This window comes from Cupriavidus sp. WGlv3 (genome assembly GCF_023952475.1).
GTDB lineage: Bacteria > Pseudomonadota > Gammaproteobacteria > Burkholderiales > Burkholderiaceae > Cupriavidus > Cupriavidus phytorum.
In genome coordinates this window covers 127,945-149,044 of sequence record NZ_JALHRX010000012.1, presented here as the reverse complement: position 1 = coordinate 149,044, position 21,100 = coordinate 127,945, and the positions used below count along the sequence as shown (strand labels likewise).

The following is a 21,100-nucleotide window of genomic DNA, read 5'->3' as shown; positions in this document are numbered from 1 at the left end:
GCGCTCATGGACGCGCCTATTCAATCTTTCTTGTGCCCGTGTTTAGTCATTTCGACGGCTGCGGCCGGGCCGCAGGGGCAGTCCGCCTCAGCGGCGGAAGCCGCCATGGAACCGGCCTCCGCCGCGGAATCCGCCGCCGCCAAGCCGGCCCGCGCCCTGCCACTGCTGGGCCATGCCGCTGAAGCGCTGCTGTCCCACTTCACGGGCCTGGCGCTGCTGGTCCAGCCGGCCGGTCACTTCGTTGCTGGGCTGCACCGGTTCCCAGCCGCCGGGCGTGTGCTTCTGCCAGCCGTTGTCGGTGTGCTGGTAAACAGAGCCGTCGTGTCCGGCATACACGTTGCCGTTGTTCCACACCACCGCGTTGTTCTTGTCCGGGTTGGCGACAAAGCCGCGGCTCCCTGCCGCATGCTGGCCAGTCTGGGTATTGCCGGCGATGCCGGCCTCGGCCGCGCCGACGCGGCCGGTCTGGGCGTCGTAGCCCGCCGCCTGGCGGCCGGCGGCGTAGTTGCCGGTATAGGTGTTGCCGGCCACGCCGCCGCGTGCCGCGCCCTCGCGGCCGGTGGAGGGGTTGGCGAACGAGCCCTGGCGGCCCGCCCCGTAGTTGCCGGAATAGGGGTTGAATGCCGCGCCGCGGCTGCCCTGGTAGCGCGCGCCGGTGGCCGGCTTGTAGCCCGCGGCCGCGGTTCCCCGCCATTCGGTGCCGGTCCAGGCGTTCCAGCCCTGCGCATGCGTCACCGTGCCCTGGCCCCAGCGGCCGTAGAAGTTGGCCTGGTTCACGTTGACGTAGTTCCAGTTGTACGGGCCGCCCCACCAGTACGGGCCCCAGTAAGGCGAAGCCGCCCCCCAGAACGCGCCCGCGGCGAAGCCGAAGGCAAACCCTTCGGCCAGGCCGATGCCGAAGCCCGCGCCATAGCCGTAGGTGGCCGGATAGCCGTAGTACATCGCGCCCACGTAAGGCGGATAGACATAGCCGGTGCCGTACACGACCGTGCCGTCGGCGCTGACCACCACGCCCATGTAGCCCGGGGTGTAGCCCACCACCACGGTCTGCGGCGTGACCGAGTAGATGCGGACATAGGTGACGTAGTACACCGGCGAGGTCGGCGGGATGGTGTAGATCGCCGACGGCACCTCGGTGGCCACGCGCCATGGACCGGACGGCGCCGGCGCGGTGAACCAGACGCCGTTGGCCACCGCGTAGTAGTGGCTGCTGTCGACCTCGATCACCGGCGTGCCGGTATTGACTGCGTAACTGAGCGAGGTGCCGGCGATCGGCTCGAAGCGCGGCGCCCCGTCATACGCCACCGCCAGGCTGGCCTTGCTGCGCGACACCGTAGCGGTCTGCGGGATGGTGGCGGCGATCTCGGCCTCGCGCGCCTGCGGCGTGCCGGGCACCGAGACCAGCACATTGGCCTTGGGATCGGTCGGCGGGATCCTGGCGAAGTCCGCCGGCAGCTGGCTGCCCGGCACGTACTGCCACGGCCCGGTCAGCATCGGCGCGCGGAACCAGCGGCCCGACACCAGCACGTAATACTGGTTGGCAGCCGGATCGACAAAGACCGCGTGGTCCGCATTGGACATCGTCAGCAGGCCGACCCCGCTGACCGGCGCCATCTGCGGCGCGCCGCTGGTCACGACCAGCTCAGTCGGCCGCGTGGCGAAGAGGATTGCCGGCGCCCTGGCGGGCCGCTTGCCATCGGCCGGCAGCATCGCGTCGGGCTTCATGCCGGCCGCCGCCCTGGTGGCCGCGCTCTCCAGCGCCGCGGGGACCGTCGTCATCACTTCCCATGCACCGCCGGCCGATTCGGAGCGATACCAGTAACCGGCGGCCTTCAAGTGCAGCTCGCCGCCTGGCTCGCGCAGCAGCAGCGCGCGGCTGTTGAGCGCGCGTTCGTATCGCGTGCCGGGCACGGTGCGCCAGGCCGGTTCGCCATCGACCAGCACCAGCAGCGTCGGCGTGGTGGCAAAGAGGATCTGGGGCGCGTCATTGCGCACCGCCACGCGGCCGGCCCTGGCCAACTGCTGCGACACCGCGTAGCTGGCCTGGAGCTCGTCCAGCGGCACCGTTAACCCCTTGGCCGGCAAGCGCGATATCAGCGCCTGCCGCACCCGGTCGGCGGCGTCGGGCCGGGTCGGGACCTCGACGCTGTCCACCGTGATCCGCGTCAGTTGCACCAGTCCGGAAGGCTTGTCGATATCGCCGGTGGCCGAGAAGCGGACCACGCCATAGGTCGGCGCACCCGACGCCTCGCCGACCGCCACCGCCGCGCGCCCGGACAGCCGGTTGCCTTCCCAGGTCTCGATCTGGGGCTGGTACAGCTCCACATGATCGGTGGCGGCGTCAAAGTTGCGTGGCCAGCTCAGCGCGGCTGCGGCCGGCGTGGGCGGCGTGGCGGCCTGCGGGCCGAGCGGGGCGAGGGCAAACCACGTCGCGGCAATCAGGGCGCTGGTCTGCTTCAGGCGGAAAGACATGGTTTCTCCGGAAGGAAGACGCGGCACCATCCAGCCGGCGCCGCAGGCACGATGCTGCACAAGGCGGCCCATTCAGCGAATCTAAATTAGGCCGCAAAGGCGAACAATCTGATTCGAAAACATTCAAGATCCGCCATAAAAAAGACAGATCTGCCAACCGCGCACGACATGCTCGGCGAGCGCCTCGACAGCGGCCTTGGCATCCAAGAAGGAGTCGGGGCGGGGTACCGCCACGTCAAGACGCAATGCGCCATTGCGAGGTGCGCGCCGACAGGCGGGTGTGCATCTTGCTTGGCCTGGCGCCTCTTGCCAGTGGCCTTGAAGGCGACACCTCGCGGCCTCATCTTCCAGGACTCCACCCTGGCCCTGCCCCCAATGCCTCCACGCACCACCATCCTGACCGCCGCCCTCGTGACAGCCCTGCTGCACGGCTATATCGGGCTGCGCCTGCTGCCGGCGATGCCGGTGCCGATGGCAATCAAGGCCATGGCCATGGCCTGGCTGGCCCTGTCCTGCGCACTGCTGCCGGCCGGGCTGCTGGCACGCCGCGTCAGCCAGCCCTGGTCGGACCTGGTCACCTGGATCGGCATGCTGGCAATGGGATTCTTCTCATCGTTGCTGGTCCTGACGCTGGTGCGCGACGTGGCGCTGGCCGCCGCCTGGCTCGCAGGCCAGCTGCTCGGCTGGCGCGCGCCCGGCCTGGCCGCGGGCAGCGCCGTCGCCGTGCCGGTGCTGGCATTGCTGGTCACGCTGGCCGGCTATATCAATGCCCGCCGGCTGGCGCGCGTGGTCGAAATCGACGTTCCGGTGGCCGGCCTGCCCGACGCCCTGCACGGCTTCACCATCGCGCAGATCAGCGACATCCACGTCGGCCCCACCATCAAGCGGCCCTACCTTGACCGCATCGTCGACCGCGTCAACAGCCTGCACGCCGATGCCGTTGCCATCACCGGCGACCTCGTCGACGGCACCGTGCGCGAACTGTCCGCGCACACCGCGCCGCTGGCCCGGCTGCAGGCGCGCCACGGCACCTACTTCGTCACCGGCAACCACGAGTACTACTCGGGCGCGGAACCGTGGATCCAGGAACTGCGCCGCCTGGGCGTGCGCGTGCTGATGAACGAACACGTGGTGCTGCAGCATGACGGCGACGCGCTGGTGCTGGGCGGCGTGACCGACTACTCCGCCGGCCGCTTCCACGAAAGCCACCGCAGCGACCCGCAGCGCGCCATCGCCGGCGCCCCGGCCGATGCCAGCGTGCGCGTGCTGCTGGCCCACCAGCCCCGCACCGCGCCCGCGGCGGCGCGAGCCGGTTTCGATTTGCAGCTGTCGGGCCATACCCATGGCGGCCAGTTCTGGCCGTGGAACCTGTTCGTGCCGATGCAGCAGCCGTACACCGCCGGCCTGGTGCGGCATGGATCGCTGTGGATCTATATCAGCCGTGGTACTGGATATTGGGGCCCGCCGAAGCGGTTCGGGGCGCCGTCGGAGATTACGCGGGTGAGGTTGGTGCGGGGGTAAGAGAATTCTGGACAACGCCAACTGCCAGCACCATAAAAAAACCAGGCCCGCAGACCTGGTTCTCTTGCTCGCTCAGCAGTACTTCACCGCACGATCGGCTTGTACCGGATCCGCTTCGGCTTGGCCCCTTCCTCGCCCAGCCGCTTCTTCTTGTCCGCCTCGTATTCCTGGTAGTTGCCGGGGAAGAACTCGACATGCGAGTCGCCCTCGAACGCCAGGATGTGCGTGGCGATCCGGTCCAGGAACCAGCGGTCGTGCGAGATCACCATCACGCAGCCGGCGAACTCCAGCAGCGCGTCTTCCAGCGCGCGCAGCGTTTCCACGTCGAGGTCGTTGGACGGTTCGTCAAGCAGCAGCACGTTGCCGCCGGCGATCAGCGTCTTGGCCATGTGCAGGCGGCCGCGTTCGCCGCCCGACAGCGTGCCGACCTGCTTCTGCTGGTCGCCGCCCTTGAAGTTGAAGCGGCCGATATAGGCGCGCGACGGGGTTTCGTAGCGGCCCACGGTCAGCACGTCGGCGCCGCCCGAGATTTCCTCGAATACGGTCTTGGTTCCGTCCAGCGCATCGCGGCTCTGGTCGACGAAGGCCATCTTCACGGTCGGCCCGATCTTGATCTCGCCGCTGTCCGGCTGCTCCTTGCCGGTCAGCATCTTGAAGAAGGTCGACTTGCCGGCGCCGTTCGGGCCGATGATGCCGACGATGGCGCCCGGCGGCACCTTGAAGCTGAGGTTCTCGATCAGCATGCGGTCGCCGAAACCCTTGCTGACGTTGTCGAACTCGATCACTTCGTTGCCCAGGCGCTCGCCCACCGGGATGAAGATTTCCTGGGTTTCGTTGCGCTTCTGGTATTCCTGGCTGTTCAGTTCATCGAAGCGGGCCAGGCGCGCCTTGGACTTGGCCTGGCGGCCCTTTGGATTCTGACGCACCCACTCCAGTTCCTTGTGCAGCGCCTTCTGGCGCGCCGATTCGCTGGCCTCTTCCTGCTTCAGGCGCGCTTCCTTCTGGTCCAGCCACGAGCTGTAGTTGCCCTTCCAGGGGATGCCGTGGCCGCGGTCCAGTTCCAGGATCCACTCGGCGGCGTTGTCGAGGAAATAGCGGTCGTGGGTCACGGCCACCACGGTGCCGGGGAAGCGCGTCAGGAACTGCTCCAGCCAGTCGACCGATTCGGCGTCGAGGTGATTGGTCGGTTCGTCGAGCAGCAGCATGTCGGGGCGCGACAGCAGCAGGCGGCACAGCGCCACGCGGCGCTTTTCGCCGCCGGACAGGTGTTCGATCTTCGCGTCCCACGGCGGCAGGCGCAGCGCGTCGGCGGCGATTTCCAGCTGCAGTTCGACGTTGTTGCCGTCGCTGGCGGCCAGGATGGCTTCGTACTTGGCCTGGTCGGCGGCGAGCGCGTCGAAGTCGGCGTCCGGCTCGGCATACGCGGCGTAGATTTCATCGAGCTTCTTGCGCGCCTCGAACACGCCGCCCAGCGCTTCTTCCACCGACTCGCGCACGGTCTGCTCGGGGTTGAGCTGCGGCTCCTGCGGCAGGTAGCCGATGTTCAGGTTCGGCATCGGCGTGGCCTCGCCCTCGATTTCCTTGTCGAGGCCGGCCATGATCTTGAGCAGCGTGGACTTGCCTGAGCCGTTCAGGCCGAGCACGCCGATCTTGGCGCCCGGGAAGAACGACAGCGAGATGTCCTTCAGGATGTGACGCTTGGGCGGAACGATCTTGCCCACGCGATTCATGGTGAAAACGTACTGTGCCATGGGTGCGTGCTGGTGATGGTGCTGGAGTAGGTGCGGGAATGGCGGAGTGTATCAGGCACGCCGCGGCGCGCAGCCTGGGCCGGCCAGCTTTGGCCTCCGCCGGTACAATCCCAGGTTCGTCTTTCCGCTGATTTTTCAAGCCATCGCCATGAGCAAACCCGCCCTGACCCTGAAGTTCAAGTGCAAGAAGTGCGCCAAACCCGTCACGCTGTACCTGCAGAAGACGTCGGCGTGCTCGCACATCACCCCGTACCAGGGTTTCTGCAAGTGCGGCGAAATGATGCGTCACGCCACCGGCGACAAGGACGCGGTCGAGTCCTTCGTCAATTCGCTCGACAACAGCTGGATGCACCACCATCACCACCACCACTGAGCCGGCCACCGTGGTGAATGAGACCTGGCGTCCTGCCGGCAAGGACCCGATGCGTTTCCTGGGCGGTTATCCGCCCGGCGTGCTGGAGCAAGTGCGCGAACTGGTCGCCGCCGGCCGGCTCGGCGACCATCTGGCCCGCCGCTACCCGGGGCGCCACACCGTGCAGTCCGACCGCGCGCTGTACGAATACACCACGGAGATCAAGCAGGAATACCTGCGCAGCGCGCCGCCGCTGCACAAGGTGGGATTCGATGCACGGCTGGATTCCGCCCAGCGCGCGCTCGGCCTGCATACCGCGATCTCGCGCGTGCAGGGCGGCAAGCTCAAGGCCAAGAAAGAGATCCGCGTCGCCTCGCTGTTCAAGGAAGCGCCGCCGGAGTTCCTGCGCATGATCGTCGTGCACGAGCTTGCCCACCTGAAGGAAAGCGAGCACGACAAGGCCTTCTACCGGCTCTGCGAATACATGGAGCCGCGCTACCACCAGCTCGAGTTCGATACGCGGCTCTACCTGGCCTGGCGGGAGCTGGAACGCGCCGCCCCCGCCGGCGGCATCGACCCGCGCGCTCAGGCGTCGCAGGCGTAGCGGAACGACCCGTTCAACGTCCTGGGCAGCACCAGCGTGCGCAGGTTGGCCGCCTGGGCCTTGGCGCACAGCCCGGCGCGCGTGGCGGCGTCCCGGTACTTGGTGGCGTATTCGATCTGGAATACCGGCTTGCCCTGCCCCGTGAACGCGGCATAGGCACCGCACTCGCGGTACTGGAAGCACTGTTCGTTGATGGCGAAGTCAAAGCTCGCGGCCAGCTCGGCCACCTGCCCCACGTCGTTCTTCAAGCCCACCGCCAGCCCGCGCGCATGCGCCTCCGCCGCCAGGAAGCGGTTGTAGTCGAGCTGGGTCTCGGCCGTCAGCGGCAGGCCGGGGCTGTTGGTATAGCCATCGACATTGTCGGGATCGACCGCATCGCAGCCCTTGCTGACCGCCAGGTCCATGCGCGCCTGCATGATGCGACGCACGTTGGCCGAGCGCGTATCCAGCCAGCGCTCGCCGGCCCAGCCCGACAACGGGGCACCCTGGTCCGCCTCGGTGAACTGGTTGAAGTCGGGGCGCCAGTCCTCGGAACTGCCCGCCGAGAAGTAGCAGATCACGCGCCGGCCCTGCGCCTTGAGCGCATCGATGGTGGCCTGCGGCGTATCGAACAGGTCGAAGTCATAGGCGGTCACCGCATAGCTGGTATTGAGCCTGCCGGTCAGCTGGATCTGCCAGGTGTCGGTGAGCGCCGGGGCCCAGCGCGTGGTGGCGCTGGTGGTAGTTTCGGTGATGGACCGGGTCGTGGCCGCGGCCGTCGGCGACACCATCTCGGTCTGTCCGCCGTCGCCGCCGCAGCCGCCCAGCGCCAGGCTCAGCGCAACCGACAGCAGCGCCGCGGCCTGCTTCGCATCGTTGCCATGCATAGGTTCTTTCCCCCTTCCCTGTGATGAACCCCGTTCAAAGCGAGCGGCCCTGTTGTCGATATACCGCGGCGGCCGGGCCTGCCGCTGCGGTCCCCGCAATGTAGCGGATTCGCGGCCTGGTCTGGAATGCAGGCCGGCCCCACTGTTCGTGCGGCGCAACACATGATGCGCTTGACCCATGCCGAGGCGCTATGTATAAAGAGCGCGTGGGTAGAAGCGGTCGATTGGACAGCAGCGGTGCAATGCCGCGACGTCCAACTGGAGATTGCTCACTGACGGAGTATTTCGTCGGTGGCGCAGTGGTCCAGACGCTCCCCTGACAAAGACTCCCGATCGCAGCATGCAAGGCCGGCCCCGCGGCGTTGTTCGCGCGCGCCCGCCGCATGCGTGTCCAACCTAGTCATTGTTAGGGGATCTCCCATGATCATCGACACCAGCTGTTATCCGACGAACCTGGTGGACCTGGCCTGGCGCCACGACGGCGACCCGTTCACCGGCGAGCGCCTGATCCAGATGATGGACGGCCCATTCACCATCAACGGCAAGCCGCGCCGCATCGACAAGGCCTTTATCCAGCCGCCGCAGGGCAACACCATCTACACCTACACCGACGGCGTGAAGTCAGGCAGCGAATCGATCGACGCGTACATGGCGTACACGGTCGAGATGGTGCGGAAGTACCCGGACCGCTTTATCGGCTGCTTCGTCTACAACCCGCGCTGCGGCGTGCAGAACGGCGTCAACGCGATCGAGCACTACGTCAGGAAGCTGGGCTTCAAGATGGTCCAGTTCCAGGCCAACATGCACGCCTACCGCCCCGACCGCGCGCTCGACTGGCTGCGCCCGGCGCTGCAGAAATGCGCCGAACTGGGCGTGCTGGTCAAGCTGCATACCGGCGACGGCCCCTACAGCATCCCGACCGAATGGGTGCCGATGATGAAGGAGTTCCCGACGGTGAACTTCATCATGGCCCACTTCGGCGTGCAGACCGGCGGCGTCTACTGCTTCGAGCCGTTCCAGATGGCGATGGACATGCCCAACGTGTACTGCGAATCGGGCTGGTGCCTGCAGTCGCGCATCGTCGAGTTCGCCAAGGTGCTGCCCAAGCACAAGATCCTGTTCGGTTCCGACACCCCGCCCAACGAGCCCGGCATGTGGCTGCGCCTTCTGGAAGTGCTGTGCTTCGAGCCGCCCCAGGGCCTGAATCTGGATGAAGACACGCTCGAGGACTACCTCGGCAACAACGTCGCCCGGATGATCGGCCTCGAGCCGACGCCGGTGCCGCGCACGCTGGAAGAAGCGAAAGCGCGCCTGGCCGCATAAGGTCCGCACCCGCGCCAACGACAACCGGACTCCGGAGCACCCGACATGATTATCGACACCCACCTGCACCCGACCAACCTGGTCGACGAAGCCTGGCGCCACACCGGCGAGCCCTTCAACGGCGAGCGCATGCTCAAGATGATGGACGGCCCCTACATGATCAACGGCAAGCCGCGCCGCATCGACATGGGTTTTATCCAGCCGCCGCCGGGCAACACCGGCTACCGCGACGGCAACCGCCGCGGCCGCGAAGGCATCCGCGACTACATGGCGTATATCGCCGAGCTGTGCCAGAAATACCCCGACCGCTTTATCGGCAACTTCACCTTCAACCCGCGCTGGGGCCCGGAAGAAGGCGCGCTGGAGCTGGAATTCCACGTCAAGGAGTACGGCTTCAAGATGCTGAAGCTGCATGCCAACATGCACGGCTACCGGCCCGACCGCGCGCTCGACTGGCTGCGCCCGGCGATGAAAGTCTGCGCCAAGTACAACGTGGTGGTGCTGATCCACACCGGCGACGGCCCGTACACGATCCCGACCATGTTCTACCCGATCATCCGCGAATTCCCGATGGTCAATTTCATCATCGGGCATTTCGGCATCCAGACCGGCGGCAACTATTCGTTCGAGGCGTTCTGGATGGCGATGGACACGCCAAACGTGTACTGCGAATCGGGCTGGTGCTTCCAGTCGCGCATCGTCGAGTTCGCACGCCAGCTGCCGCGCGACAAGATCGTGTTCGGCACCGACACGCCGCCCAACGAGCCCGGCATGTGGCTGCGCGAGCTGGAAATGCTGTGCGGCCCCGCGCCGCAGGGCATGGACCTGGACGAGGACGGGCTCGAGGACTACATGGGCAACAACATCGCCCGGCTGGTTGGCATCGAGACCACCGCGCCGCCCAGGACGCAGGAAGAAGCGCTGGCGCGGCTGAAGGACACCTACGCCAGCACCCGGTAGTCGCCAGCTGTCCGGCAGGCAGGCACGGCACGGCGGCCGGGAACATTCCCGGCCGCCGGGGCAGCCTTCGCCCTGGCCCACCCTGACCTCAGGAGCCGATCCATGAACGCACCCGCTGCGCCCTTCGCATCCGCGACGCCGGCGCGCCAGCCTTTCCACGACACCTCGCAGGATTTCCACCAGTTCCTGGCCGCCTACCGCGAGGCCTTTCCCGAAGACGTGCTGCATATCCGCGAGCCGGTCGGCGCCGACCAGGACCCGACCGCGCTGGTGTGGGCACTGGCCGCGCAAGGGCGCCATCCGGCGCTGCTGTTCGACCATGTCGAGGGACTGGGCACGTCGCTCGCTACCAACCTGTTCGCCTCGCGCGAGCGCGTGGGGCGCATGCTGGGCGGCGTGCCGCCCGCCGGCATCCATGCCGAATACCAGGCCCGCAGCCGCCGCATGGTGGCGCCGCGCGTGCTGGACCGCGGCGCCGTCACCGGCCAGGTCGAGACGCAGCACATCGACCTGCGCACGATCCCGGCCATCAAACACTTCGCCACCGACCGCGGCCCCTACATCACCAACGCGATCCTGATCGCGGAAGACCCCGACAGCGGCATCGGCAACGCCAGCTACCACCGCTCGATGCTGCATTCGCCCACCGAGATCGCCACCAGCCTGCATTCGCGCGGCCACCTGTGGCGCATGCAGCAGCGCGCCGCCGAACTGGGCCGGCCGCTGCCGGTGGCCATGGTGATCGGCGCGCATCCGCTGTTCATGCTGGCCGGCGCCGCGCGGCTGCCGTTCGGCGTGGACGAGCGCCATGTCGCCGGCGGCCTGTTCGGCGCGCCGCTGGAAGTGGTACGCACGCCGCGCCACGGCATCCTGGTGCCGGCGCATGCCGAGATCGTGCTCGAAGGCGTGATCGATCCCGAGGCGCGCGTCGACGAAGGCCCGTTCGGCGAGTTCACCGGCTACTCGTCGGACCGCTCGACCAACAACCTGCTGCGCGTGCAGAGCGTGATGCGGCGTACGGACGCGTGGCTGGTCGACGTGGTCGGCGGCAACTCGGCCGAGCACCTGAACCTGGGCCGGATCCCGCGCGAGTCCGAGATGGTGGAGAAGCTGCGCGAGCGCTTCCCCGGCGTCACCGCGGTGCACTACCCCAGCTCCGGCACGCATTTCCACGCCTACGTGGCGCTGCGCCAGAGCCGTCCCGGCGAGGCCCGCCAGGTGATGCTGGGCCTGCTGGGCTGGGACCCGTACCTGAAGACGGTGGTGGCGGTGGACGAAGACGTCGACATCACCCGCGACGAGGAAGTGCTGTGGGCCATGGCCACGCACCTGCAGCCACACCTGGACGTGGTGGTGGTGGACGGCCTGCCCGGCAGCGCGCTCGATCCGTCGGCATCCGGTGTCGGCACCACATCACGCATGGGGCTGGATGCGACGCGCGGGCCCAATTTCGATGGCATCCGCGCGCGCATCGACCCTGCCGCGATGACACGGGCGGCCGCGCTGCTGGCGCGGCTGGAGCGTGTGGCATCCCACGTGCCGTGAGACCCGGCTCAGGGATAACCCGCTGAAAACGGCGGATTCATCGTTTCACCCGATCGATAAATCCACCGCGAACGTTGTACCTTCCCTGCGCCGCTGTCATGCTGGATTGACAAGACAGGACAGGCGCGGGCTTCGCACGAGAGGATGGCAAGACCATCCCGCAAGAGGAAGCGCCGGCACCTTGGCGACACGTTAGCGCAATGCGCAACCGGCGTGATACCGACCAAAGGAGACAGCATGAACCCCACCCTGCCTACGCAAGGGAATGCCGCCGTGCATCCCGTCGACGAGGTCCTGCCCCCGCCGCGCCTGCTGGCCCTGGGCCTGCAGCATGTGCTGGTGATGTATGCCGGCGCCATCGCGGTGCCGATGATCATCGGCGGCGCCCTCAAGCTGCCCAAGGACCAGGTCGCCTTCCTGATTGCCGCCGACCTGTTCTGCTGCGGCCTGGTGACGATGATCCAGAGCATCGGCATCTGGAAGGTCGGCATCCGCCTGCCGGTGATGATGGGCGTGACCTTTACCGCGATCGCGCCGATCATCGCCACCGGCTCCAATCCGTCGCTGGGGCTGCCGGCGGTGTTCGGCGCGGTGATGGTGGCGGGCGTCTTCACTTACTTTGCCGCGCCTTATGTCGGCAAGATGGTGCGCTGGTTCCCGCCGGTGGTGACCGGCACCGTGGTGCTGGTGATCGGGATCTCGCTGATGCGGGTGGGGATCAACTGGGCGGCGGGCGGCAATCCCACCCTCAATACCGCGGCAGGCCCGGTGCCCAATCCCAATTTCGGCCTGCCGGTGAACATTGCCATCGCCACCGCGGTGCTGTGCACGGTGCTGGCGCTGGTGGCGTTCGCGCGCGGCTTCCTGTGCAATGTGGCGGTGCTGATCGGCATTGCGGTGGGCTTCGGCATCGCGCTGGCGCTGGGCAAGGTCAGCTTTGACGGCCTGCGCGGCGCGCACTGGGTCGAGTTCATCACGCCCTTCCACTTCGGCTGGCCGACCTTCGACGCCATGACCTCGGTCACGCTGTGCGTGGTGATGATCGTGATCATGATCGAAGGCGTGGGGCAGTTCCTGGCGCTGGGCGAGATCGTCGGGCGCCCGGTCGACTCCGAAGACCTGGCGCGCGGCCTGCGTGCCGACGGTGTCGGCGCGCTGGTGGGGGCGGTGTTCAACACCTTCACCTACACCTCGTACGCGCAAAACGTGGGGCTGGTGCAGGTCACCGGCGTGCGCAGCCGCTGGGTCTGCGCCACCGCCGGCGGCATCCTGATCGTGCTGGGCTGCCTGCCCAAGCTGGCCTTCTTCGCGGCGTCGATCCCGCAATACGTGCTGGGCGGCGCGGCGCTGGTGATGTTCGGCATGGTAGCGGCCACCGGCGTGCGCATCCTCGGCCATGTGGACTTTGTCGAGAACAAGAAGAACGCCTACATCGTCGCCGTCAGCGTGGCGCTGGGCATGATCCCGCTGGTGTCGGACAAGTTCTTCGCGCAGATGCCGGAGCTGCTGGCCAAGTTCTGCCAGAACGGCATCCTGCTGGGCACGCTGGCCGCCGTACTGCTGAACCTGCTGTTCAACGCGCGTTCGCCAGCCCCCCAGCCCCACGGGCTGGCCAAGGAACCGGCATGAGGTAGTTGCTGCAGTCAGGCGCCGTCAGCTGGCTTCGGCCAGCCTGGCGCGGTAGCGCATCAGCAGGTCGCGGAAGGCCTGCGCCGGCGGCGACAGCGACCGGTCCGCGTGCACCAGCAGCGAGATCGCGCGGTGGATCACCGGATCGGTCGGCATCACCGTGGCCAGCCCCAGCGCGCCGGTCAGCCGCGTCACCGCCGCGCTCATCACGGCGATGCCGAGCCCGGCGTCGACCATGCCGACCATGGTCAGCGGCAGGAACACCTCGTGCACCCGCTGCAGCGTAATGCCGCGCCCGGCCAGCGCGGTGTCCAGGCAATCGCGGATCGGGTTGCCCTTGTGCGGCCCGATCACCGGCAGGCCCGCCACGTCCTCCCAGCGCAGCGTCTTGCGCCGGCGCAGCGGATGGTGCGCGGGCATCACGATGACGAAGGCATCGTCCATCAGCCGGTGCGCGCTCAAGTCGGGCTGGCCCTCGGGGATGGTGCCGATGCCGAAGTCGACCTCGCCCGAGCTGACCATCTTGGTCACTTCATGCTCGGACACATCGTGCAGTTCCACCTTCACGCCCGGATGGCTGACGCAGAACTCGCGGATCACGCGCGGCAGCATCAGCGCCGCCTGGATCGACGACGCCGCGATCGACACGCGCCCGCGCCCCAGCGTGCGCAGTTCGCTGGAGTTCTCGATCACGCTGTCGATATCGGCCACTGCCTTCTTCACCAGCGGCAGCAGCTCGGCGCCGGCCTGCGTGATGTGCAGCTGGCGTGTGTGGCGGTCGAACAGCTTCAGGCCGAGGTTGGCTTCCAGCTCGTGGATCAGCGCGCTGACCGACGACTGCGACAGGTCCAGCCTTTCGGCGGCGCGGGTGAAGTGGCGCTCCTGCGCCACGGCGATGAACGCGCGCAGCTGGCGCAGCGACACGTTCATGTTGCTGAGGTTGGGCACGTTGTCTACCTCCGGGATCTCGGGGTGCGCGCTCTGCGGCGAAGAGCCAGAGCTTTCGCGGCGCGTCTGATTCAGAGGGTAACACGATCAATTAATCCGTTTCCGGACCTTTACCGATGAAGGGCTGCCGCCCATGATGGATTCAACGGCGCGCGCCCCGCACGACCCCGGCAAGACCGGCAGCCGCCGATGGCACAGACCAGGAGGAGCAATGAGAGCGTTTGAGTATTTCGAACCGGCGACGCTGGCCGAAGCCTCGGCCATGCTGCACCGGTGCGGCGGCAAGGCCAGCGTGCTGGCCGGCGGCACCGATCTGCTGGTGCAGATCAAGGAGTCCGTGCGCAAGCCCGAGCAGGTCATCAACATCAAGAGAATTCCGGGCATGGACGTGCTGACCTTCGATGCGGTCAACGGCCTGCGCATCGGCGCGCTGGTGACCACGCGCGCGGTCGAAACCTCCGGCTTCGTGCAGCGCCACTACGCCGGCCTGGCGAAGGCGGTGACCGACTTCGCTTCGATCCAGGTGCGCCATCGCGCCACCGTGGTCGGCAATGTCTGCCGCGCGTCGCCATCGGCGGATTCGATCGCGCCGCTGGTCGCCGATGGCGCCTCGGTGCACCTGTACGGCATGTCGGGCTCGCGCGAGCTGCGCGTCGAGGACTTTGTCACCGGCGTCGGCAAGACCGCCATCGCGCCGGACGAGATCGTCACCCGCATCACCGTGCCGGCACCTCGGCCCGGCACCGGCAAGGTCTATCTGAAGCATGGCCGCCGCGTGCAGATGGAACTGGCCACCGTGGGCGTGGCGGTAACGCTGACGGTGGAGCACGGCCACTGCGTCGACGCCGGCATCGTGCTGGCGGCGGTCGGCCCCACGCCCGTGCGCGCGGCGCGCGCCGAGCAGCTGCTGCGCGGCCAGCGCGTAAGCGACGCCCTGATACTGCAGGCCGCGCACGCCGCCATGGACGAGGCCCGTCCGATCAGCGACGTGCGCGCCAGCGCAGCCTACCGGCGGCAGATGGTCAGCGTGCTGACCCGCCGCGCCCTCGAACAAGCCCTGGAGGCCGCCGTGCGCGGAGCATCATGCGAAAAATAATCGAACTCGTCATCAACGGCGAGCCGCGTGAACTGGCGGTGGAACCGCACAGCACGCTGCTCGACACCCTGCGCCACGACGCCGGCCTGACCGGCACCAAGAAGGGCTGCGATGTGGGCGAATGCGGCTCGTGCACCGTCATCATCGACGGCCGGCCGATGAACGCCTGCCTGGTGCTGGCGCCGGAAGCAAACGGCTGCCACATCACCACCATCGAAGGCGTGCAGCCCGCGCCCGACACCGTGCACCCGCTGCAGGAGCAGTTCATGCGCTGCGGCGCCGCGCAGTGCGGCTTCTGCACGCCGGGCTTCGTGGTGATGGCCAAGGCCTTGCTGGACGAGAACCCGCATCCCACGCGCGACGAAATCCGCTTTGCCATTGCCGGCAATATCTGCCGCTGCACCGGCTACACCAAGATCATCGAGGCCATCGAGCAGACCGCCTCGGCCATGGACCCCGCCGGGTGCGTTCATCGCGCCCGCGCCAGCGAGGAGGCATGATGACCCACGCCGTGATCGGACACAGCGTCAAGCGCACCGACCTGCTCGACAAGGTCACCGGCAACGCCAGGTACGTTGCCGACATGCCCTTCCCCGGCCTGCTGTATGGCAAGATCAAGCGCAGCAACGTCGCCCACGCCCGCATCCGCCGCATCGACGTCTCGCGCGCGCTGGCGCTGCCCGGGGTCAAGGCCGTGCTGACGCACGAGAACGTGCCGCGCGTGCTGCACGCCGGCTCGCCGCACCCGCGCTCGGCGTCAGTGACCTGCGACCAGTACATCCTGGACGACAAGGTGCGCTACTGGGGCGAGGGCGTGGCCGCGGTGGCGGCGGTCAGCGAAGAGATCGCCGAGCGTGCGCTCGAACTGATCGAGGTCGAATACGACACGCTGCCAGCCGTCTTCACCACCGAAGACGCCGAGCGCTCCGATGCCCCGCGCATCCATGAGCGCGAGCCCGGCGGCAACCTGGTGCTGCCGCCGGTGATCGTCAGGCGCGGCGACGTGGAAGCCGGCTTTGCCGAGGCCGACTTCATCCTCGAAGGCATCTACGAGGGCGGCCGCCCCACCCCAGCCTACATGGAACCCAACGTGCTCACGTGCAGTTGGGACGGCAACGGCAACCTCACGGTGTGGATCTCGACCCAGACCGCCTTCATGGTGCGCGGCATCATGGCCGAGGTGCTGGGGCTGCCGCTGCACAAGGTGCGCGTGCTGGTCGACCACATGGGCGGCGGCTTCGGCGCCAAGCAGGACCTGTTCCAGCATGAGTTCCTGTGCGCGCTGCTGGCGCGCGAGACGCGCCGGCCGGTGCGCATGGAATACACGCGCGAGGAAACCTTCCTGGGCGGCCGCACGCGCCATCCGGCAAAAATCTGGCTGAAGCAGGGCTTCCGCAACGACGGCACCATCACCGCGCGCCAGGCCAAGGTGGTGTTCAATTCCGGCGCCTACGGCTCGCACGGCCCCGGCGTGACCAATGTCGGCACCGCCGCGCTGGTATCGCTGTACCGTTGCGACAACGTGCTGCTCGAGGGCCGCTGCGTCTACACCAACAGCCCCATCGCCGGTGCCTTTCGCGGCTACGGCGTGGTGCAGACCTACTACGCGCTCGACGTGCAGATGGACGAGGCCGCCGCGCACCTGGGCATGGACCCCGCCGCGCTAAAGCTCAGGAACGCCGTGCGCGAAGGCGACATCGCGCCGTCGAACCATCCGCTGATCGGTCACGGCCTGGAGGCCTGCATCGAGCACGGCATGGCACTGCTCGACTGGCCAGCGCTGCGCCGCCGCCCACGCGACACCAGCGGCCCGGTCCGCACCGGCTGGGGCCTGGGCTGCGAGATGCACGGCAGCAGCGCCTATCCCGGCATCAAGGAACAGGGCAACGCCATCATCAAGATGAACGAGGACGGCACCGTGGTGCTGCTGACCGGCGCGGCCGGGCTGGGTACCGGCGCGCACACCGCCCTCGCGCAGATCGTGGCGGAAGAACTGACGTTGCCGTTCGAAGCGGTATCGGTGGTGCATGGCGACACCGACGTGGTGCCCTGGGACATCGGCGCCTTTGCCAGCCACACCACCTACATGGTCGGCAAGGCCGCGCAGATGGCGGCGGGCGAGATCAGGCGCCAGCTGTTCGAGCGCGCCGCGAAGCTGATGGAATGTGAGCCCGCAGCCCTGACGCTGGCCGGCGGCATCATCGCCGTGCGCGACCGCGACGGCCCCACGCTGACGGTGCGTGAGGCGGTGATGCCGCGCAAGGGCATTCCCGCCGCGCAGCTGGTGGGCACCGCCACCTATCACCCGACCAAGTCGTATTCGTTCGCCGCGCATTTTGTCGAAGTCGCGGTCGATACCGAGACCGGCTTCATCACCGTGCGGCAGGTGGTGCCGGTGCACGACGTCGGCAAGGTGATCCATCCGGTCGCGGCCGCGGGCCAGATCGAAGGCGGCATCCAGCAGGGCATCGGCCATACGCTGTACGAGGACTACCAGATCGACATGCGCACCGGCCGCTCGCTCAACGCCAACTTCGTCGACTACAAGATGCCGCTGGCGATGGATATGCCCGAGATCCGCACCGTGATCCTCGAGGCCGCGCCGGATCCCGGCGGCCCGTTCGGCGCCAAGGGCGTGGGCGAAGACCCGATCGTCGCGATCGGGCCGGCGATTGCCAACGCGGTGTTCGATGCCATCGGCGTGCGCTTCCGCCACTATCCGATCAAGCCGGAGCAGGTGCTGCAGGCGCTGGCGGAGAAGGCGGCGCGGGAAGGCGGGCGCGCATGAGCCGCAAGCAACGCCTGGTGATCGCCATCACCGGCGCCAGCGGCGCGGTGTACGGCGTGCGCATGCTGCAGGCGCTGGCGGCGCTGGACGGCTGGGAGACCCACCTGGTGTGCTCGCCGTCCGGCCTGCTGACCGCGCATCATGAACTGGGCCTGCAGCGCCCGCAGATCGAGGGCATGGCCGACGTGGTGCACAACGTTCGCGATATCGGCGCCACCATCGCCAGCGGGTCGTTCCGCTGCGACGGCATGGTGGTGGCGCCCTGCTCCATGCGCACGCTGGCGGCCATCGCCACCGGGCTGGCCGACAACCTCGTCACTCGCGCCGCCGACGTGATGCTCAAGGAGCGCCGCCGGCTGGTGCTGCTGGCGCGCGAGACCCCCTTCCACCTGGTGCACCTGCGCAACATGACCACGGTGACCGAGATGGGCGCCATCGTGCTGCCGCCGGTGCCGGCCTTCTACGCGCATCCGCAATCGGTGGACGACATCGTCGACCACACCGTGGGGCGCGTGCTGGACTTGTTCGACGTGCCGCACGACGGACTGGTGGCGCGCTGGCAGGGCCTGCGCCCCAGCGTCGCCACCGCTTGAAGAGAACTTCCGCCTCGCGCTCGCGGGGAACGCAGCACCCTAATCAGGAGACAACATGAACGCACCTGCCGTCGCACAACAGCCGCCCGTCCCGGTCACCATCCTTACCGGCTTCCTCGGCTCGGGCAAGACGACGCTGCTCAACCACATCCTGACGCAGAAGCACGGCCACCGCATCGCCGTGATCGAGAACGAGTTCGGAGAGGTCGATGTCGACTCCGACCTGGTGATGACCTCGGACGAAGAGATCTACCAGATGACCAACGGCTGCATCTGCTGCGTGGTCGACGTGCGCACGGACCTGGTGCGCATCCTGCAGAAGCTGCTGGAACGGCCCGAGCGCTTCGACCATATCCTGGTCGAGACCAGCGGCCTGGCTGACCCGACCCCGGTGGCGGCGACCTTCTTCATGGATAACGAAGTCGCCAGGCAGGTCACGCTCGACGGCATCCTGACGCTGGTCGATGCGGTGCATATCGAAAGCCATCTCGACGACCCCCAGCTGACCGGCTTCGACAACCAGGCCGTCGACCAGATCGTCGCCGCCGACCGCGTAATCCTCAACAAGACCGACCTGGTCGACGCCACGCAGCTCGACCGGCTGGAAGCGCGCATCCACCGCCTGAACGAGGGCGCGCAGATCCTGCGTTCCAACTTCGCGCAGGTGGACCTGGGCAAGATCCTCGGCATCGGCGGGTTCACGCCGGGGACGATCCAGGCGCAGGATGGCCACGATGCGCACGAGCACGCCGGCCATGTGCACCATCAGCACGACGCGCATCACGACCACGTGTGCGACGAGCATTGCGACCACGCGCAAGAGGACGACAGCCACGGCCACCGCCACGACCCGTCGGTGACCTCGGTTTCGCTGGTGTTCGACCAGCCGTTCGACCGCCAGCGCCTCGAGCATGGCCTGAAGGCACTGCTGGCCGCACAGGGCGACGATGTGTTCCGCATGAAGGGTATCGTCGCGGTGGAGGGCGATGAGCGCCGCTACGTGCTGCAGGCGGTGCACCGGCTGATGGACCTGCACCCCGCCGAGGCGTGGGGTACGGAACCGGCGCAAAGCAAGTTCGTGTTCATCGGCCGCCATCTCGACAAGCTGCGGCTGCAGACGCTGCTGAAGGTGTGCCTGCCGGTGGCGCACGCGGCCTGACTGCCCTGGCGGCAGCGGGACTGGCTTGGCGTCAGTCCCGCTGCAGCGCTGCCGTGCGCAAGGTCTGCGACGGCAGCTCGCCGAACTCGCGCCGGTACTCGCGCGAGAACAGGCTCAGGTGGCTAAAGCCGTGCCGCAGCGCGATCGCGCCGACCATGCCCTTCTCGGGCCGTGCGCGCTGCAGGTCGGCGCGCGCGCCATGCAGGCGCAGCAGCCGCAGGTACTCCATCGGCGTGGTGTCCTTGCTCTTGCGAAAGCCCAGCTGCAGCGTGCGCGCCGACACACCGCAATGCGCGGCGATCTGCTCCAGCGTCAGCGGCTGGTCGAGGTTGGCGCGCAGGTAGGCAATGGCGTGGCGCACGTAGTCAGGCAGCACCGCCTCGAAGCGGCGCGGCAGCATATTGCCGTCCGCGGCGAAGCGGTCGAGCAGCAGCGTCGACAGCACGATGCGCTCGATGCTGGCATCGACCGCCGGCACACCGCTGCCTTCGCGCCGCACCCGCGTTTCCGCGCGCAGGTAGCCCACCAGCGCCTGCCAGCGCTCGGCACGGCCATCGTCCACCACTGGCTGCATGTCGAACTCGATCGGCGCCGGCGGCTCGAAGCTGAACTGGTGGCGGAACGCCTCTTCGATCAGCTGGCGCCGGATCACCACGCTGAAGCGCTCGCAGCCCGGATCGAGCGACAGCGTGGTCGGCACGGTTGGCGAGAACACAAAGGTCGCGCCCGGCGGCATCAGCATCGCGCCACGCGGCGTTTCCACGCGGCAGGTGCCGGCCAGCACGGTCTGGATTACGAACTCGTCCTTGTTCGGCTGCGGCTCGATCTGCACCGCCTGGTTGTAGGCGATGGTCACCAGCGTCAGCCGGCCGATGGTGCTGGTATCGATGCGCGCATCGAGCGCCGCATCGTCCTCCGCCGCGCGCAGGCGCGTGGGGCCGAACACGCGGCCGGACAGCGACTGGATGCGATCGAGGTCCCCGCCGCGAGAGACTGGCGAGCGCGGGGCTGCGGCGGACCATGCTGCGGTGGGTGACATGGCATTGAATAAGGAAGGGATTGGGACACGACGACCGACGCCTGAACGCCCGACGTCTTTCTCCCCTCTCCCGCTTGCGGGAGAGGGGCGGGGGAGAGGGCAGGAGCTTGCAATTGCGATGCAGTATCAAAAGCCACCGGCGCTAATGGCTCCCAGCCATACATACCACTCGCTTTTGCACACGCCTGCCCTCTCCCCCAACCCCTCTCCCGCACGCGGGAGAGGGGAGCAAACAAGCGGACCACGACCAGCGCATCCATCCTATGACCACCCCCGCCCTCACGCAACCCGAGGGAAACCCCTGCCCCCGGCGCGCATTCTGCGCGCCCGCTTGCGGCCCCGTGCCACGGCCTTCGCAATAACGCTATGACGGCATGCCGTGCCTCACTACTGTGCAAGGCATGCGTGGTCCATGCGACCCGCATGGCACCGTGACGGACCGAGCCCGGCAACC

General features: G+C 67.8%; 17 protein-coding genes. 12 read left to right on the top strand and 5 right to left on the bottom strand.

What is annotated here, in order from left to right; genetic code table 11:
* Nucleotides 1–87: 87 nt before the first annotated feature.
* The gene (locus MKD38_RS20175; RefSeq protein ID WP_252679347.1) at nucleotides 88–2,472 is read right to left on the bottom strand and encodes a carbohydrate-binding family V/XII; all 2,385 of its coding nucleotides are present in this window, start codon (nucleotides 2,470–2,472) and stop codon (nucleotides 88–90) included.
* A gap of 375 nt (nucleotides 2,473–2,847) precedes the next feature.
* On the opposite strand from MKD38_RS20175, the gene MKD38_RS20170 reads away from it, so the two are divergent.
* Nucleotides 2,848–3,993, top strand: coding sequence for a metallophosphoesterase (locus MKD38_RS20170; RefSeq protein ID WP_252679345.1), 1,146 nt, complete (start codon nucleotides 2,848–2,850; stop codon nucleotides 3,991–3,993).
* Nucleotides 3,994–4,076: 83 nt separating this feature from the next.
* Here MKD38_RS20170 and ettA read toward each other — a convergent pair whose 3' ends face one another.
* Nucleotides 4,077–5,744 carry an energy-dependent translational throttle protein EttA gene (gene ettA / locus MKD38_RS20165; RefSeq protein ID WP_018005229.1) on the bottom strand — a complete coding sequence of 556 codons (1,668 nt, stop codon included), beginning with the start codon at nucleotides 5,742–5,744 and terminating at the stop codon, nucleotides 4,077–4,079.
* A gap of 148 nt (nucleotides 5,745–5,892) precedes the next feature.
* Between ettA and MKD38_RS20160 the strand changes: the two genes are divergently transcribed.
* Nucleotides 5,893–6,117 carry a hypothetical protein gene (locus tag MKD38_RS20160; RefSeq protein WP_022536783.1) on the top strand — a complete coding sequence of 75 codons (225 nt, stop codon included), beginning with the start codon at nucleotides 5,893–5,895 and terminating at the stop codon, nucleotides 6,115–6,117.
* Between the two features lie 49 nt (nucleotides 6,118–6,166).
* Nucleotides 6,167–6,700 (top strand): M48 family metallopeptidase, encoded by a 534-nt coding sequence (locus tag MKD38_RS20155; RefSeq protein WP_252679462.1) that lies wholly within the window; start codon nucleotides 6,167–6,169, stop codon nucleotides 6,698–6,700.
* On the opposite strand, the gene MKD38_RS20150 is transcribed toward MKD38_RS20155, so the two are convergent.
* Complete coding sequence (locus MKD38_RS20150) at nucleotides 6,682–7,566, bottom strand: endo alpha-1,4 polygalactosaminidase (RefSeq protein WP_252679343.1); 885 nt, start codon at nucleotides 7,564–7,566, stop codon at nucleotides 6,682–6,684. The genes MKD38_RS20155 and MKD38_RS20150 overlap by 19 nt on opposite strands.
* A gap of 420 nt (nucleotides 7,567–7,986) precedes the next feature.
* Between MKD38_RS20150 and MKD38_RS20145 the strand changes: the two genes are divergently transcribed.
* The 4 genes from MKD38_RS20145 to MKD38_RS20130 all read left to right on the top strand — a co-directional run bounded on the left by MKD38_RS20145 (nucleotide 7,987) and on the right by MKD38_RS20130 (nucleotide 13,023).
* On the top strand, nucleotides 7,987–8,889 hold the full coding sequence (locus MKD38_RS20145; protein WP_111521734.1) for an amidohydrolase family protein: 903 nt from the start codon (nucleotides 7,987–7,989) through the stop codon (nucleotides 8,887–8,889).
* A gap of 45 nt (nucleotides 8,890–8,934) precedes the next feature.
* Nucleotides 8,935–9,849 carry an amidohydrolase family protein gene (locus MKD38_RS20140; RefSeq protein WP_062801891.1) on the top strand — a complete coding sequence of 305 codons (915 nt, stop codon included), beginning with the start codon at nucleotides 8,935–8,937 and terminating at the stop codon, nucleotides 9,847–9,849.
* A gap of 102 nt (nucleotides 9,850–9,951) precedes the next feature.
* Complete coding sequence (locus tag MKD38_RS20135; RefSeq protein WP_252679341.1) at nucleotides 9,952–11,394, top strand: UbiD family decarboxylase; 1,443 nt, start codon at nucleotides 9,952–9,954, stop codon at nucleotides 11,392–11,394.
* 237 nt (nucleotides 11,395–11,631) lie between these two features.
* Nucleotides 11,632–13,023, top strand: a complete 1,392-nt coding sequence (locus tag MKD38_RS20130; protein ID WP_252679339.1) for a nucleobase:cation symporter-2 family protein — start codon at nucleotides 11,632–11,634, stop codon at nucleotides 13,021–13,023.
* Between the two features lie 24 nt (nucleotides 13,024–13,047).
* Here the strand turns inward: MKD38_RS20130 and MKD38_RS20125 are convergent, their stop codons facing one another.
* Nucleotides 13,048–13,971 (bottom strand): LysR family transcriptional regulator, encoded by a 924-nt coding sequence (locus MKD38_RS20125; RefSeq protein WP_501985979.1) that lies wholly within the window; start codon nucleotides 13,969–13,971, stop codon nucleotides 13,048–13,050.
* A gap of 211 nt (nucleotides 13,972–14,182) precedes the next feature.
* On the opposite strand from MKD38_RS20125, the gene MKD38_RS20120 reads away from it, so the two are divergent.
* The 5 genes from MKD38_RS20120 to MKD38_RS20100 are packed head-to-tail and all read left to right on the top strand — an operon-like array spanning nucleotide 14,183 to nucleotide 19,607.
* Nucleotides 14,183–15,067, top strand: coding sequence for an FAD binding domain-containing protein (locus MKD38_RS20120; RefSeq protein ID WP_252679336.1), 885 nt, complete (start codon nucleotides 14,183–14,185; stop codon nucleotides 15,065–15,067).
* Nucleotides 15,055–15,567, top strand: coding sequence for a (2Fe-2S)-binding protein (locus MKD38_RS20115; RefSeq protein ID WP_252679334.1), 513 nt, complete (start codon nucleotides 15,055–15,057; stop codon nucleotides 15,565–15,567). Before MKD38_RS20120 ends, MKD38_RS20115 begins: the two co-directional genes overlap by 13 nt.
* A complete protein-coding gene (locus tag MKD38_RS20110; RefSeq protein ID WP_252679456.1) occupies nucleotides 15,567–17,855 on the top strand; it encodes a xanthine dehydrogenase family protein molybdopterin-binding subunit in 2,289 nt (762 codons plus the stop codon). Before MKD38_RS20115 ends, MKD38_RS20110 begins: the two co-directional genes overlap by 1 nt.
* Nucleotides 17,852–18,448, top strand: a complete 597-nt coding sequence (locus MKD38_RS20105) for a UbiX family flavin prenyltransferase (protein WP_252679332.1) — start codon at nucleotides 17,852–17,854, stop codon at nucleotides 18,446–18,448. Before MKD38_RS20110 ends, MKD38_RS20105 begins: the two co-directional genes overlap by 4 nt.
* Before the next feature lie 55 nt (nucleotides 18,449–18,503).
* On the top strand, nucleotides 18,504–19,607 hold the full coding sequence (locus MKD38_RS20100) for a CobW family GTP-binding protein (protein ID WP_252679330.1): 1,104 nt from the start codon (nucleotides 18,504–18,506) through the stop codon (nucleotides 19,605–19,607).
* Between the two features lie 31 nt (nucleotides 19,608–19,638).
* On the opposite strand, the gene MKD38_RS20095 is transcribed toward MKD38_RS20100, so the two are convergent.
* Nucleotides 19,639–20,646 carry an AraC family transcriptional regulator gene (locus MKD38_RS20095; protein ID WP_252679328.1) on the bottom strand — a complete coding sequence of 336 codons (1,008 nt, stop codon included), beginning with the start codon at nucleotides 20,644–20,646 and terminating at the stop codon, nucleotides 19,639–19,641.
* Nucleotides 20,647–21,100: the final 454 nt, after the last annotated feature.